13 protein-coding genes are annotated in these 16,011 nt (G+C 38.0%); 1 reads left to right on the top strand and 12 read right to left on the bottom strand.

Features of this window, described 5'->3' with window-relative positions:
• Window positions 1-124: 124 nt before the first annotated feature.
• From LCP48_RS05110 to LCP48_RS05090, 5 genes are read right to left on the bottom strand one after another with little or no spacing between them, the layout of a single operon-like run.
• Window positions 125-1,948 (bottom strand): oligopeptide ABC transporter substrate-binding protein, encoded by a 1,824-nt coding sequence (locus LCP48_RS05110; protein ID WP_225340759.1) that lies wholly within the window; start codon window positions 1,946-1,948, stop codon window positions 125-127.
• Window positions 1,949-1,965: 17 nt separating this feature from the next.
• The gene (locus LCP48_RS05105) at window positions 1,966-2,865 is read right to left on the bottom strand and encodes an ABC transporter permease (protein ID WP_004227363.1); all 900 of its coding nucleotides are present in this window, start codon (window positions 2,863-2,865) and stop codon (window positions 1,966-1,968) included.
• 35 nt (window positions 2,866-2,900) lie between these two features.
• Entirely contained in the window at window positions 2,901-3,863 is a 963-nt protein-coding gene (gene opp4B / locus LCP48_RS05100; protein WP_004227362.1) for an oligopeptide ABC transporter permease, read from the bottom strand.
• Between the two features lies 1 nt (window position 3,864).
• Window positions 3,865-4,800, bottom strand: a complete 936-nt coding sequence (locus LCP48_RS05095) for an ATP-binding cassette domain-containing protein (RefSeq protein WP_115673211.1) — start codon at window positions 4,798-4,800, stop codon at window positions 3,865-3,867.
• Window positions 4,797-5,810: an ABC transporter ATP-binding protein gene (locus tag LCP48_RS05090; RefSeq protein WP_004227360.1), complete on the bottom strand. Its 1,014-nt coding sequence runs from the start codon at window positions 5,808-5,810 to the stop codon at window positions 4,797-4,799. Before LCP48_RS05090 ends, LCP48_RS05095 begins: the two co-directional genes overlap by 4 nt.
• Before the next feature lie 747 nt (window positions 5,811-6,557).
• Between LCP48_RS05090 and LCP48_RS05085 the strand changes: the two genes are divergently transcribed.
• Window positions 6,558-7,346 (top strand): MBL fold metallo-hydrolase, encoded by a 789-nt coding sequence (locus tag LCP48_RS05085; RefSeq protein WP_009373531.1) that lies wholly within the window; start codon window positions 6,558-6,560, stop codon window positions 7,344-7,346.
• A 77-nt stretch (window positions 7,347-7,423) separates the two neighbouring features.
• On the opposite strand, the gene pyrE is transcribed toward LCP48_RS05085, so the two are convergent.
• From pyrE to LCP48_RS05050, 7 genes are read right to left on the bottom strand one after another with little or no spacing between them, the layout of a single operon-like run.
• Window positions 7,424-8,053, bottom strand: a complete 630-nt coding sequence (gene pyrE / locus LCP48_RS05080) for an orotate phosphoribosyltransferase (protein WP_004227358.1) — start codon at window positions 8,051-8,053, stop codon at window positions 7,424-7,426.
• Window positions 8,054-8,056: 3 nt separating this feature from the next.
• Complete coding sequence (gene pyrF, locus LCP48_RS05075) at window positions 8,057-8,761, bottom strand: orotidine-5'-phosphate decarboxylase (RefSeq protein ID WP_009373525.1); 705 nt, start codon at window positions 8,759-8,761, stop codon at window positions 8,057-8,059.
• Window positions 8,761-9,672, bottom strand: a complete 912-nt coding sequence (locus LCP48_RS05070; RefSeq protein ID WP_009373524.1) for a dihydroorotate dehydrogenase — start codon at window positions 9,670-9,672, stop codon at window positions 8,761-8,763. The genes pyrF and LCP48_RS05070 overlap by 1 nt, the downstream gene beginning before the upstream one ends.
• Entirely contained in the window at window positions 9,669-10,442 is a 774-nt protein-coding gene (locus LCP48_RS05065; RefSeq protein WP_004227355.1) for a dihydroorotate dehydrogenase electron transfer subunit, read from the bottom strand. The genes LCP48_RS05070 and LCP48_RS05065 overlap by 4 nt, the downstream gene beginning before the upstream one ends.
• Window position 10,443: 1 nt before the next feature.
• A complete protein-coding gene (gene carB, locus LCP48_RS05060; RefSeq protein WP_216485576.1) occupies window positions 10,444-13,641 on the bottom strand; it encodes a carbamoyl-phosphate synthase large subunit in 3,198 nt (1,065 codons plus the stop codon).
• Window positions 13,634-14,734 (bottom strand): glutamine-hydrolyzing carbamoyl-phosphate synthase small subunit, encoded by a 1,101-nt coding sequence (gene carA / locus LCP48_RS05055; RefSeq protein WP_016994256.1) that lies wholly within the window; start codon window positions 14,732-14,734, stop codon window positions 13,634-13,636. The genes carB and carA overlap by 8 nt, the downstream gene beginning before the upstream one ends.
• The gene (locus LCP48_RS05050) at window positions 14,734-16,011 is read right to left on the bottom strand and encodes a dihydroorotase (RefSeq protein ID WP_216485577.1); all 1,278 of its coding nucleotides are present in this window, start codon (window positions 16,009-16,011) and stop codon (window positions 14,734-14,736) included. Before LCP48_RS05050 ends, carA begins: the two co-directional genes overlap by 1 nt.

Here is a 16,011-nt window from a genome sequence, read left to right as displayed (position 1 = left end):
TAATTGTTATTGAATGTTTACAGTAAATTTTATTAACTTTTCTTCTTTCATTCACAGCATCCTGAAATAGGTTTTGAAAAAACAGCCTTTCTTCTATCAAGAAAGACTGCTTCTTTGATACCTATTATTTTATTGGAGCATCTGCTGTTAATTCAATATCTTGTAATTGTGTAGGATTTGCATAATCAACATTGTAATTTTTCACGCGCTTATTAACAGGAATAACTTCAGTTCTGAAGAATGTTGGAACTACCATTGCTTTATCACTCATATATTCTTGCCATTCACGGAAAGCTTTAGAGCGTTTTTCTTGATCCATAGCATCTTCTGAGTCGATCGCTGCTAATAATTTTGTTAACTCAGGTGATACATAGCGGCTAAAGTTGAATTCAGCACCTACACTATATAAACCCGCTGGAGATGGATTTGTTCCTGTATTCCAAGCTGCCATAAACATATCGATCTCCGGATCATCTGCTTGTACTTTATCATAAAATGCATTGAACTCGATAAGACGTCCAGTTGTTAACTGTACATCTAAACCAACTTCTTTCCAATTTTGACGGAAGTATTCAACAATTGCTTCATCCGTTTCTGACCCAGCCATAGAAGCTAAACGAATAGAGAATTTTTTACCATCCTTATCTTCACGAATTCCATCACCATCAACATCTTTAAAACCAGCTTTATCTAATAACTCTTTTGCTTTTTCTGGATTGTAATGGTAACCCTCTAATGTTTCATCATAGAATGAGAATACTGGTGGAATTAAAGAGTTGCCACGTACACGCAAGCCTTGATAGAATTTTTCAGCAACTCCCTCAACATCTGTTGCGAAGGCAATTGCTTGGCGTAACTCTACATTGTTCATTTTTGATTTTTCATCAAACACGTTTACTTTTGCTGTTGTATCATACTTTCCTAACTTAAAGCCGATATAAGAATATGACAATTCTGGTCGACCAAGTACAGAAATATTTTCTAAAGATTTAATACTATCAAATTGAGTAGTTGGATAAGATGTTGCTAGGTCATATTTCCCTGTTCTTAACGCCTCACCAATTGAAGTTGGTGGAACAACTTCGATTACAACTTTATCAACTTTCGGCTTTCCTTTAAAGTAATGTTCGTTAGCTACAAGTTGTACAGATTCACCATTAACAACTTTATCAAGTTTAAATGCGCCAAGAGTAACCGGATTCTTTCGTACTGCATCTGAAGCTAGTAAATCTTTTACTGGAATTGACTCTAATTGATGTTTTGGTTCTGCATAACCCCATAAGCCATCCCCACCATAATAAATTGCAGGTGATACTTTTTTAAATTGAATTTTAATTGATTTATCATCTACTTTTGTAATACCTGAGATTGTATCAGCCTTGCCATTATGATATTCTTCTGCCCCTACAATATTTCTGAAGTCATCATCGTAACGTACACCTGTATAATCAGGATGTCCAATAATTTCGTAAGGATATATTAAATCTTCTGCTGTTACTGGTGTACCATCAGACCATTTATAATCACCTTGCAATGTGACTGTTGCTGTTTTAGCATCAGTGTCAACTTCTAATTTTGCAGCGCCCTTATCAGTAATAAGGAAGTCACCATCAACGTCAAATATTGAATTTGTCATATATGCTAAAATATCTGAGTCATAGGCATCTTCATAAAGCTCATAGTTGAAAATCCCTTGGAATGGAGAGCTTGCTACAAGTCCTACACGTAATGTACCACCTTGGATTGCGTCTCCTTCATTTGTTACCTCCATTGGAAGTAATGAATCATTAGTTGCCTCAGATTCACCGGATTTTTCTGTTTCACCCGACTTTTCTGTGTTATCTGTTCCTGAGCCTTTATCAGACCCACTGCCTCCACCACCATTGCAGGCTGCTAAAATTAGCATGAATGCAAAAAGTATAGATAGGAATAACCAATTCTTCTTCATGTGTAAATCCTCCCCTTTTATCCTAATCGTTGTTTTGCGTCAGCCGCACGTCTTAGCGCTTGACCAACATAATTTATACCAAGCATCAAAACTAAAATTAATAATGATGCGGGCAACCAAATCCACCATTTTGTAGATAATACTATCGGGTTTGTTGCATAGCTTACTAATGTCCCTAAGCTAGGTGTAGAAGGGGGTAATCCAAAGCCTAAAAATGATAGACCTGTTTCAATACCCACATTTCCAGCAAAGTTTAACGTTAACTCTACTATTAGCAACGAACTTAAATTTGGTAGTATCCCTTTAAACATAATGGCAAAATCACTAGTCCCCATTGTTTTCGAGGCACTCACATAATCTCTACGCCCTTCGGATAAAGCTTTACTTCGAACGAGGCGCGCAGTGCTTATCCATTGAAAGGCACTTAAAATCAAAATCAACTCTAAAACACCATATTTCGGAATAATTGTAACTAATACAATGATAATCATTAATGTTGGTAATGTCATAAGGAAATCAATGATACGCATAAATAGGTTATCAATAAAGCCACCATAATAGCCCATTATTATTCCTAGTGCAATTCCTAAAGCATTTGCAATAAGCGTGATCGCAATTGCAATTAAAATAGAGTTTTTGGCACCAATAATAAGCTGTCCATACATATCACGCCCAGCTTCATCAGCCCCTAAAATATATCCATTAACACCGGGTTCTGTAAATCGCTCTAATAATTTAATCCGTAATATCTCATCCTGATTCATAAAAGCAGACATAATTAATATCACAACTATAAGTAAAGTTATACCTATAAATGAAAATAATGCTAATTTATCTTTTCTGAATTCACGTATTACAACTTGAATTCCTGTTGGTGGATTACTTTCAACTTTCACTACATCATTTTTTTGCTCCATTTTATTCACCTCTCCTTATGCGTTCAATTTAGCTGCTAGTCTATGCGGATACGTGGATCAACAATGCTCATAATTATATCTGACAATAGACTACCTAATAACGCTAAGAAGCCATAAAGCATGACAAGAGCGGTAATAACACTATAATCGCGACTTGTTACAGAATGGATGAATAATTGCCCCATACCTGGGAAGCCAAAAATTGTCTCTATGAATATTGAGCCACCCAATAATCCTGTTATTGTAAAGCCAAGAAAGGCTGCAATTGGTAATAAGGAGTTACGGAAAATATGTCTTCTATAGATTATTTTCATTGGTACACCTTTACTACGTGCTGTTTTAACATAATCCTGTGTCTTGGCATCAATAATTTCTGAACGTAAGTACTGAATAATTGTAGTTGTAGCTAGTATTGCATATGTCATCGCAGGTAATATTAAATGATACAAGCGATTCCAATAATACTCGAGCGTTCCCGGCTCTACACCTACATCAACAGTTCCACTTGTCGGAAACCACATTAAACGATATCCAAAAATATATAAGAAAATTAAACCCAACACAAAGGTAGGTATTGCATAACTTATGAAGCTATACAAAGTAATCGACTTATCGTACAAAGTATCCTGTTTACGTCCCGCTATCATTCCTAATGGAATAGCTATTAAATAAACAAGAATAGTGCTAAGCAAAGCGAGCCAGAATGTGTTTAATGCACGCTCACCTATCAATGTGGACACTGCAAGTTTATATGTATAGCTTTGTCCAAAGTCCCCCTGAAAGGCATTGATTACCCAATGGTAATATTGAATATACCAAGGGTCATAGTAACCCGCTTGAATCCTTAGTTCTTCGATTCGTGCAGGGTCAGTTTCTGGAGTAATTAACCCTGTAAAAGGATCACCTGGCATTTGTTTTGCTAAAACAAAAATAATTAAACTTAGTACAAACATTTGAGGGATCATTAAAATTACTCTTCTAACAATTGTTTTCCACATTTCACATTCCCCCTGACATTGCAACCATATGTGTGTCTGAAATGGATTTCAGTGGGTAGACTTTTCCATGCTCATCATAATATTTATGTTGCTCTTTTTGATAATTTTCTTCTACTTTTTGTCGAATTAATTTACGTTCATCCCTAGTCTCTGGTTCGATATTTGGAATGGCTGATAAAAGGCGGTTCGTGTAAATATGCTGAGGATTCTTATAAATATCATGTCTTGTACCAGTTTCCACAAAGCGTCCTTTATACATAATAGAAATATAATCACACATATGTTTAACAACACCTAAATCATGAGAAATGAATAAGTAAGTAAGACCGTATTCATTTTGGATATCTTTCATAAAATTTAAGACCTGTGCTTGTACAGATAAATCTAACGCAGAAACAGGTTCATCAGCGATAATCATTTTAGGGTTACATGCAACCGCTCGTGCAATGCCAAGTCGCTGCTTTTGTCCACCTGAAAATTCATGGGGATATTTGAGTAAAACGTCCTCTGACATCCCTACAATTGCAAGCAACTCTTTAATACGTTTGCGCTCCTCTTGATCACTAAGCTTCATAAAATTTCGAATGGGCTCTGCTAGAATATCAAGAACGCGTTTTCTAGGGTTCATACTCGAATGAGAATCTTGAAAAATCATTTGAATATCTCTGTTATAGGCAGAATCGCGTTTTCTCTGTTGATTTGTCACATTTTCGCCCTCATAAACGATTTGCCCAGAGGTAATTTTTTCTAAACCTATAATTGCTTTGCCTGTAGTAGACTTTCCAGATCCTGATTCTCCTACTAGTCCATAGGTTTTCCCTTTTTCAAACTCCATTGTCACACCATCTACTGCATAAACTCGATCAACAATGGTATTAAAAAATCCACCACGTATTGGATAATGAACATTTAAATCCTTAATTTGCATAAAGCTCATACAGTCCCGCCCCCTTCTTCACCTTCAAAATGAAAGTGTTTCCAGCAGGTACATCTCACAAAATGTCCTGGTGCAATTTCATGTAATTGTGGTTTTGTCTCGTGTGAAGATGCATCAATCCATGGGATTCGTCCTGAAAAACGACAACCTTCTCGAGGTAAATTTATTAAAGATGGTACCATCCCTTTAATGACTTCTAGTCTTTCATTTTCGCTATGTGTTTGTGGAATTGAATTTAATAGCGAACGAGTGTAAGGATGTCTTGGATTATTGAATAGTTCCTGAACTGGAGCTTCTTCAACTACTTCCCCTGCATACATAACTACAACTCGATCAGCCATCTCTGCTACAACACCCAAATCATGAGTAATGAGAATAATGCCTGTCTCCGTTTCAGTCTGCAATGTTTTTAATAGATCTAAAATTTGAGCCTGAATCGTAACATCTAAAGCTGTTGTCGGTTCATCTGCAATTAAAATAGTAGGCTTACATGATAAGGCAATAGCAATCATGACCCGCTGACGCATACCACCAGATAACTGATGTGGAAATTGTCTAGCCACACGGTTTGGGTTAGCGATACCAACTTGATTTAATAGTTCTAAAACTCTCTCTTCACGCTGTTGTTTTGTAAGCTTAGTATGATAGATTAATCCTTCTTCAATTTGTTCATTAATCCTCATTAATGGATTAAGTGCTGAAAGTGGGTCTTGAAAGATAAATCCTATGTCATTTCCACGTAAGTTATTAAATTGTTGTTCATTCAATTTAGCTAAATTTTGGTTATTATAAAAAATATCGCCAGATACCTTTGTATTTACTTCATTATGCAAGCCTACAATTGTAGTCGCTAAAGTACTTTTACCACAACCAGATTCTCCAACTATTGCTAATACCTCATTTTTTTTTAGCGAAAGTGAGACATCATCTACAGCAGCGTGGTATGTATCTTTAATTCGAAAACTTGTAGTCAAATTAGATATTGTTAATAAGTCTTTTGCTGTATTCAAACAATCTCTCCTCTATTATTCAATATTCTGAAAATAAAACTTGATACTTATATCAGAATCATATTTAACTTTTCTCTCCTATCCACTCCTTTTCTATTAGATAAGCGTGAATTTAATATTTTTTTTGCTTTAAATCATTAAATCACTGATAGAATTATCTGAAAATTAAACCGTGATATTATTTTAGCTAGAAAACATGTATAAACGCAAGTACCTTTTTCAAATTATTACAAACCAAAATATAAATTTCCACCATACCTCTCTCTCAAAAAAATAGTAATTTTATTATTTCGATTTCAGAAACATTTTACTTTTTATTCTCAAAGTTACATTTCCTTCAAATAAATATTTTATAAATATAATAAATAGAATTTCTTACTATATTTTTTACAGAAATTAAATACCCAAAAATTCAATAAATTCAGTATTTTAAAGCTAAAATTAAAAATTACTTTTTATGAAAAAGTTATATTTTATTCATTTTTGTTTTCAATAAATAATTTTAGGCTTTAAAGTGCTAGTATTTCAAATTACTTTAAAAAAATAATTTAACAATTATAATTTATTGCTATCTTACATACTTCTTAATATCTCAAGTTGTTTACTTTTTTCTTTAATTTCAAATATAGAAATACTATTTAGAATATTATATGAGGCAATTACATGTTTTTATGTTAAAATTTTCAATAAAATAGTATTATCAAATATTGTATCAGTTTACGGATATAGAAAAGGGGGGTGTCAGTTATGGTAAAAATTAATGATGTTTGGTTTACAGTAGAAGAAATAAACAATGAAACATTCGCTATAAGTGAGTATGGACATTGGGAAAAAGTGCATTCCTTTTTATTGTTAGGAGACAACCGTGCGATTCTGATTGATACAGGTTTGGGAATTGATAATATTAATAGAATTATCCTACAATTAACTTCTTTGCCTATTACAGTTATTACAACTCATGTTCATTGGGATCATATTGGTAGTCATGGGCAGTTTGATGATATTTATGTTCATAAAGATGAAGTAGATTGGCTAATTAATGGAATACCTAAACTATCTATCGACCAGATTAGAAGAGATGTTGGCCGTAACATCACGTTACCTACACCAATAACGTTCGATCCATCGACCTACCAACCTTTTCAAGGGCAGCCTTCTGGTGTTCTAGAAGATGGAGATGTTTTGGATATAGGAAACCGAAAGCTTACTGTACTACATACCCCAGGGCATTCTCCAGGACATATTGCGCTTTTGGATTATAAATATGGTTATTTATTCACGGGAGATTTACTATATGATCAAGCGCCTATCTATGCCTTTTTCCCGACAACTAGCCCAGAGGACTTAGTTCAGTCTTTAGAAAGAATCGCTAACTTATCTTCTCTAACAAAAATTTTCGGCTCACATCATACACTAGGAGTTGATCCTTCTATCTTATTAGAAGTAAAAACGGCAGTTAAAATGCTACGTAAAAATAACCTTGTACGATTTGGTACAGGAATTCACCACTTTAATGGCTTTAGTATCCAATTTTAACTTATTTGTTTCCTATTTAATAGGAAGAAAAAACTGTTCCATAGATCATCAACTATGACCTATGGAACAGTTTGCAATTACAGCTCTCCAGCCTTTAACTTTCCATGCCACTCTTTTAAGAATGGAATATCTTCTTCTTTGATAGCGCCTGATTCATTTGCTGCTTCAATCAGATAATCAAAATTTGTTAATGAAATGTATTGGATGCCAGCCTCATCAAATGCTTGTTCAGCGCGTGGAAGATTATAGGTGTAAACACAAACAACTCCAAGCACCTCACAGCCTGCTGCACGCAATGCTTCTACTGCTGTAATGGAAGAACCACCTGTAGAGACGATATCCTCCACAACCACTACTTTTTGTCCTGCTGCGTATTTTCCTTCAATTTGATTACCACGGCCATGCTCCTTCGCTTTAGAGCGTACATAAACCATTGGTAATTCTAAAATATCACTTACCCACGCCGCATGTGGGATACCTGCTGTAGCTGTTCCTGCTACAATTTCTGTCGCTCCGAAGTTTTCTTTGATGACAGAGGCTAAACCATTTGCTAATTGTTTACGAATAACTGGATCGGAAATTGTTAAACGTGTATCACAGTATATAGGTGATTTAATACCAGAAGCCCATGTAAATAGCTCTGTAGGATTTAATTCTACTGCTCCAACCTTTAACATAGCGTGTGCAATTTCATTTTGTAATGTCATAATTTATGCCTCCCATAATTCACTTACGATTTTATATGCTGCTACTGGATCCTGTGCACCTGTTACAGCACGGCCAACGACGATGAGTGATGAACCATCACGCTTTGCCCCATCAGGTGTTGCTATACGTTTTTGATCGTGTGCAGCACCTCCAGCTAAACGAATTCCAGGTGTGACACGTAGAAACCCATCTCCACACACCTCAGCAATCGCCTTGGCCTCATGGACAGAGCAAACAACACCTTGTAAGCCAGCTTCCTTTGACAGCCCTGCGTAGTGTAGGACAGACTCTTGCAATGAAAGAGCAATTTTTTGTTCTGCTTGCATTTGTTCTTCTGTTGTGGATGTTAATTGCGTAACGGCTATTAGTGCAGGACGTTCTTTGCCTGTTGGTGTTCCTGCTTCAAGTCCTTCTAGAGCTGCTTCCATCATAGCACGTCCGCCTGCAGCATGGACATTGACTAAATCTACCCCTAATTTTGCTAGCCCCTTCATCGCAGAGCCTACTGTATTTGGGATATCATGTAATTTTAAATCAAGGAAAATATCATGACCTAAATCCTTTACTTTGCGTACGATATCAGGTCCTTCTTGCATATATAATTCCATTCCAATTTTCACGAAAAGAGGCTCATCGAATTTTTTAAGAAAATCGAATACTTCTTTTTCTCCTGGAAAATCTAGAGCTAGTATAGGTTTCGTATTCATCAACGATGGCTCCTTCCAATAATCTCTGTTATATGTTCTACACCTAATGCATCCAGCTTTGCTGGTAATTCTTCAATAATGTTCGGGCAAACGAAATGGTCAACAAAGTTAGCTGTTCCTACTGCTACAGCTGAAGCACCTGCGGACATAAAATCAATGACATCCTGTGCTTCCGTTACACCGCCCATACCAATTATCGGAATATTGACAGCCTTGTACACCTCATAAACCATTCGTATTGCTACAGGTTTTACAGCAGGACCCGACAGTCCACCTGTACCATTAGCTATGACTGGCTTACCTGTACGCTCATCTAAACGCATACCAACCAATGTATTAATCATGGTAATTCCATCTGCTCCACCTGCTTCAACAGCTAGGGCAATATCAACGATGTTCGTCACGTTGGGTGATAACTTTACATAGACTGGCACTTCTGACACAGCCTTGACAGCCTTGACAAGCTCACGTGCAGTGGCAGGATCTGTTCCAAATTGAATACCACCACATTTCACATTAGGGCACGAAATATTCAGCTCCAACGCTTTAACATTTGAAGCTGTTGAAATACGGCGTGCTACTTCTACATAGTCTGCTGTCTCTGTTCCAGCGACATTGGCGATGATGGGCACATTATAATCCTCTAAAAATTTTAATTCCTCATTCATCACTTTTTCAATGCCTGGATTTTGTAGACCAATGGCATTTAACATCCCCGCTGCTGTTTCGGCAACACGTGGCGTAGGGTTACCTGCACGCGTTTCAACCGTTGTTGCCTTAATCATGATAGCCCCTAGTATAGATAAATCATAAAGCTGTGCATATTCACGACCAAAGCCAAAGCAACCTGAGGCTGGCATAATAGGATTTTTTAAATCTAAGCCTGGTATTTGAATAGTTAAACGACTCATAGTGCCACCGTTCCTTTCGGGAAAACTGGACCATCAGAGCAAACTTTAACATAGTCTTTTTCAACCTGATCAGTTGTTTTGCATACACATGCAAAACAAGCTCCAATACCACAGCCCATACGTTCTTCAAATGATAAATAGCCCTCTTTTTCAGGATAAAAGCCTTCTAATGCTCTTAACATTGGTAAGGGTCCGCAGGAATAAAAAACATCAAATTCAGGAGCATGCGACTCTAAAACCGTTGTTACAAAGCCTTTTGTACCTTTCGAGCCATCCACCGTAACATAATGCGTTTCACCAAGTGCACTAAATTCATCCTCATAAAAGCAAACGTCTTTTGTTTGGAAGCCTAAGACGTGGATTGTTTTCACACCACGTGCATTCAATTGCTTAGCTAGCTCATGTAATGGAGGGACACCAATGCCACCACCAACTAGTAGTGCAGTACCTCCCTCTTGCACCGCTTCTACTGGGAAACCATTCCCAATTGGTCCAAGTACGTTGACCAGCTGACCTTCTCGATTTGTTGCCAGAACTTTCGTACCACGCCCCTCAGCACGATAGATCATTGTAAACTCATTGTTGTCTTTATCAATATTTGCAATACTAATTGGTCGACGTAAAAGCGGCTCCAGTGAATCCGACACCTTTACATGGACAAACTGGCCAGGAGTCATCTCCTGAACCAGTTCACCATGAAGTGTCAGTTCGAAAATGTTTGTCGCAATTTGCTTTTGAGAGACGACCGTCATTTTCTCTTGACGTATCATATTAGTGTACTACCTCCGCTTTTGGCATTTGTTCTGCTGTAAATGTCATAGATTCGATAACACGTACCATTGCTTCTGCTGTATCTAAAGATGTTAGACAAGGTACACCATTTTCTACAGACTCACGACGAATTCGGAAGCCGTCACGAGCTGGTTGCTTGCCTTTTGTTAATGTGTTGACAACAAGCTGAGCTTCTCCATTTTGAATAAGGTCAATCAATGTTTGTCCTTTCGCTCCAATCTTGCCGACAACATCTGTGCGTACGCCTGCTGCTTCAAATGCTTTTGCTGTACCTTCAGTAGCTACAATGCGATACCCTACTGTTGAGAAACGTTTTGCTAATGCGATTGCTTCTTCTTTATCTTTATCAGATACAGTGAATAATACTGTACCTTCAGTTCGAATTTCCATACCTGCTGCAACTAAGCCTTTATAAAGGGCTTTTTCTAATGTTGCATCTTTCCCCATTACCTCACCAGTAGATTTCATTTCAGGTCCTAATGTAATGTCTACACGACGTAATTTAGCGAATGAGAACACTGGTACTTTAACAAATACGCCTTTTTGCTCAGCTGCTAAGCCTGTTGGATAGCCTTGCTCTACAATGGATTTGCCCAGGATTGCTTTTGTTGCAATATTAGCCATTGGGATATTTGTAATTTTACTTAGGAACGGTACTGTTCGTGATGAACGTGGATTCACCTCGATAACAAATACTTCGTTTTGTGAAATCACATATTGGATGTTCATTAAGCCGATGATGCCTAGCCCCTTCGCAAGACGAGTTGTATAGTCAACTAATGTATCTTTTTGTGCTTGTGTTAATTTTTGCGGTGGGTAAACAGAGATCGAGTCACCAGAGTGAACTCCTGCACGCTCGATATGCTCCATAATTCCTGGAATTAACACATTTTCACCGTCACAGATAGCATCTACTTCAATTTCCTGTCCTGTTAAGTAACGGTCTACTAATACTGGATGATCTGGAGATGCCTCTACCGCATTTTCCATATAGTGCTGTAATTCTTCTTGGTTATAAACAATTTCCATTGCACGTCCACCAAGTACATAAGAAGGGCGAACAAGCACTGGGAAGCCTAGACGCTCACCAATGACAAGAGCTTCCTCTGTAGAAACCGCTGTTTCTCCTTGAGGTTGTGGAATATCTAATTCACGTAGCGCCTGCTCAAATTTATCTCGGTTTTCTGCGCGATCTATATCCTCAAGAGACGTACCTAAGATTTTCACGCCATTAGCAGCTAATTTATCAGCAAGGTTAATAGCCGTTTGACCACCGAATTGAACAACTACACCAATTGGTTGTTCTAAGTCGATAATATGCATAACGTCCTCAATTGTTAGTGGTTCAAAGTATAATTTATCGGAAATTGAGAAGTCTGTTGACACTGTTTCTGGATTTGAGTTAATGATGATCGCTTCATAACCCGCTTCTTGAATCGCCCATACTGAGTGTACTGTGGCGTAGTCAAATTCTACCCCTTGGCCAATACGGATTGGACCTGAACCAAGTACCACCACAGAAGGTTTTTCTGACTTAATCGATTCATTTTCGTCTTCATATGTGCCATAGAAATATGGTGTTTCTGATTCAAATTCTGCTGCACATGTATCCACCATTTTATAGACTGGCATAATACTATGCTCTTTACGATAAGCATACAGTTCTTCTGGTGTTGTTTCCCAAAGCTCAGCAATTTTCTTATCTGCAAAGCCTAAACGTTTAGCTGTTCGTAGTACATCTTGGTCATTCTTATTGTCGGCAAGCGTTTGTTCCATATCCACAATATTTTTAAATTTATTTAAGAAGAATAGATCGATTGCTGACCATTCATGAATTTGTTCAATTGTTACACCTCGACGTAAAGCTTCACCGATGAAGAATAGACGTTCATCCCCAGCCTTGCGTATACGTTTTTCAATCCAAGAATCTGAATTTTCTTCAGCATGTTTTAACTCTAAGTGTACTTGACCTGTCTCAAGAGAACGAACCGCTTTTAGCATAGCTTCCTCAAAAGTACGACCTAACGCCATTACTTCACCAGTAGCTTTCATTTGCGTACCAAGATTACGTTTAGCAGATTCGAATTTATCGAATGGCCAGCGAGGAATTTTTGCTACGATATAGTCCAGTGCAGGCTCAAAACAAGCATATGTTGAGCCAGTTACAGGGTTCTTAATTTCATCTAACGTTAAGCCTACTGCAATTTTAGCGGCTAGCTTAGCAATTGGATAACCTGTTGCTTTTGATGCTAAAGCAGATGAACGAGAGACACGTGGATTTACTTCAATCACATAGTAATTAAAGCTATATGGATCAAGTGCAAGCTGTACGTTACAGCCACCTTCAATTTTTAATGCGCGAATAATATCGAGTGAAATATTACGTAGCATTTGGTTTTCGCGATCGGATAGTGTTTGCGTTGGTGCAACAACGATTGAGTCACCTGTATGAATTCCAACTGGGTCAACGTTTTCCATATTACATACAACGATGGCATTGTCAGCTGCATCACGCATTACTTCGTATTCAATTTCTTTATAGCCTGCGATTGATTTCTCTAATAGACATTGCGTTACAGGTGAATATTTTAAACCCGATGTCACAATTTCTTCTAAGTCTTGATCGTTATAGCAAATACCGCCCCCTGTACCGCCAAGTGTAAAGGCAGGTCGAACAATGACAGGATAGCCAATTTTCGCAACAAATCTTTTCGCTTCATCTAAGTTATGAATAATATCAGATTCAGGAACTGGTGCTCCTAACTCATACATTAAATTACGGAATAAATCACGGTCCTCTGCTTTATGGATGGCATCTAATTTAGTACCAAGGATTTCAATCCCAAGCTCATCTAAAATACCTGATTTGTCTAATTCGATCGCCATATTTAGGCCCGTTTGACCACCAAGTGTTGGTAAAATCGCGTCTGGGCGTTCTTTACGTAATATACGCGATACAAAATCAAGAGTAATTGGCTCAATATAGACTTTGTCTGCAATTTCTGTATCTGTCATGATTGTAGCAGGGTTTGAGTTGATTAAAATAACGCGGTAGCCCTCTTCTTTTAATGAAAGACATGCTTGTGTTCCTGCATAGTCAAATTCTGCTGCTTGTCCGATAACAATTGGGCCTGAGCCGATTACTAAAATAGTTTCAATATCTGTACGTTTAGGCATGTTGTTTCCCCTTCCCTGCTTCTACTTCCATCATTTCGATGAATTCGTCAAATAAGTGGTTTGAATCTTCTGGACCTGGTGATGCTTCTGGGTGATATTGCACTGTGAAAATTGGATATTTTTTATGACGCACACCTTCACATGTTCCATCATTTAACGCGATATGTGTTAATTCTAAATCGGTATCTTTTAATGATTCAATATCGATGGCATAGCCATGGTTCTGAGATGTTAAATCTGTACGACCTGTGCGTAAATCTTTTACTGGATGGTTACCACCACGGTGACCAAATGGTAATTTAAAGGCTTTCGCACCACTTGCTAAAGAAAAGATTTGATGGCCTAAACAAATACCGAACATTGGCACTTTTCCAATTAAGTTACGTACTGTTTCAATGCCTTCTTGAACATCTTCAGGATTTCCTGGTCCATTCGACAGCATGATACCATCTGGATGCCAAGCTAAAATTTCCTCAGCTGACGTATTATAAGGTACTACTAGCACATCACAATCACGTTTGTTTAATTCACGTAAAATCCCATGCTTCATTCCATAATCAATTAGGACAACTCGTTTACCACGTCCTGGAGATGGGTAGGCCGCTTTTGGTGATACTTCACGAACATGGTGCGTAATGGCTGGCGTTGCTTGTAATTGTGCCACTATTTCATCTACATTTACTTCTTCATCAGCAGCTGTCAAAATCGCTTTTACTGAACCTTTACTACGAATAATACGTGTTAATTTTCGTGTATCAATCCCTTCAATTCCTGGGATATCCTTTGATGTCAAATAGTCATCTAAAGTTAAATCACAGCGGAAATTTGAAGGATTTTTAGCTAATTCACGTACAACAAATCCACGAATGGCTGGCGTAATCGATTCAAAGTCATCACGGTTAATGCCGTAATTACCAACTAAAGGATAAGTTAAAGTGACAATTTGTCCATAGAATGAAGGATCTGAAATCGTTTCCTGATAACCCGTCATCCCTGTTGTGAATACAACCTCACCTTGTGAAGCGCGCTCACTACCAAATGCTGTACCTGTGAATACTGTGCCATCTTCTAAAACTAGTAAACGTTTTTTCATTACTCTGCCTCCTGATATACGATATTGCCTTCAAAAATCGTTAGTACTGGCCAACCCTTTGCCACCCAGCCGTTGAATGGTGTATTACGACCTTTTGATACAAAGCCTTCTGCATCAATCGTTTGTTCTTTTTGAATATCAATTAAAATCATATCCGCTGAAGCACCCACTTCTAATGTGCCATATGGCAGATCAAAAATCTCAGCTGCTTTCACTGTCATCCAATCAACTAATTGTTTTAACGTCCACTTTCCTGTTTCTACAAACTGTGTATAAAGTAGTGGGAAAGCTGTTTCGAAACCTACAATACCAAATGGTGCGCCAACCATACCGCAGCATTTTTCTTCTATTGTGTGTGGCGCATGATCTGTTGCAATGCAGTCGATTGTGCCATCAAGTAGTGCTGCATGTAGAGAATCTTTATCATCCGCTGCGCGTAATGGTGGGTTCATTTTCCAATTAGCATCATCAGATGGAATATCCATTTCTTCTAGTAATAAATGATGTGGACAAACTTCTGCTGTGACACGGATTCCTGCAGCCTTTGCATCTCTTACCGCACGCACAGATTCCTTCGTTGATACGTGACAAACATGGTAACGAGCGCCTGCTGCTTCTGCAAGTAGGACATCTCGTGCAATTTGTACGGATTCACAAATGGAAGGTATTCCTGGGAGGCCTAGCTCTTTATTACGCGTTCCTTCATGCATCACACCATCATAGATTAATGAGTTGTCCTCACAATGGGCTACAACGACCATATCGTGCTGGGCCGCATCTTTCATTTGCTCATACATCGTTGAGGCTAGCTGGATACCAACACCATCATCTGAGAATGCCACTGCTCCATGTGCTTTTAGTTCTTCAATATTTGTTCGAACCTCACCTGATATATCCTTTGTTAGGGAACCGTATGGGAGTACTCGAATAACCGCGCTGTCCTTAATGAGCCCATTGATGAGTTGCATGTTTTCAACCGAATCAGGTACTGGCTTTGTATTAGGCATTGCGCAAATTGTCGTAAAGCCACCTTTTGCTGCTGAAGCCGAGCCTGTTGCAATGGTTTCCTTATGCTCAAATCCTGGCTCTCGTAAATGTGTATGAACATCGATAAAGCCTGGTGCTACGATTAAACCATGTCCTTCAATCAGTTCTGCACCTGCTACAGTCACGTCTAGACCAATAGCCGTAATCTTTCCGTCTGCCATTGCAATATTGACTGTCTTCAATTCACCTTGTTCATCTAGCATTTGTACATTTTGAAGTACCTTTGTCAT

The organism is Lysinibacillus capsici (assembly GCF_020217405.1).
In the GTDB taxonomy this organism is placed as follows: Bacteria; Bacillota; Bacilli; order Bacillales_A; family Planococcaceae; genus Lysinibacillus; species Lysinibacillus capsici.
Note: the sequence above shows the minus strand (reverse complement) of the source record. Positions and strands in the feature narration are given on the sequence as shown.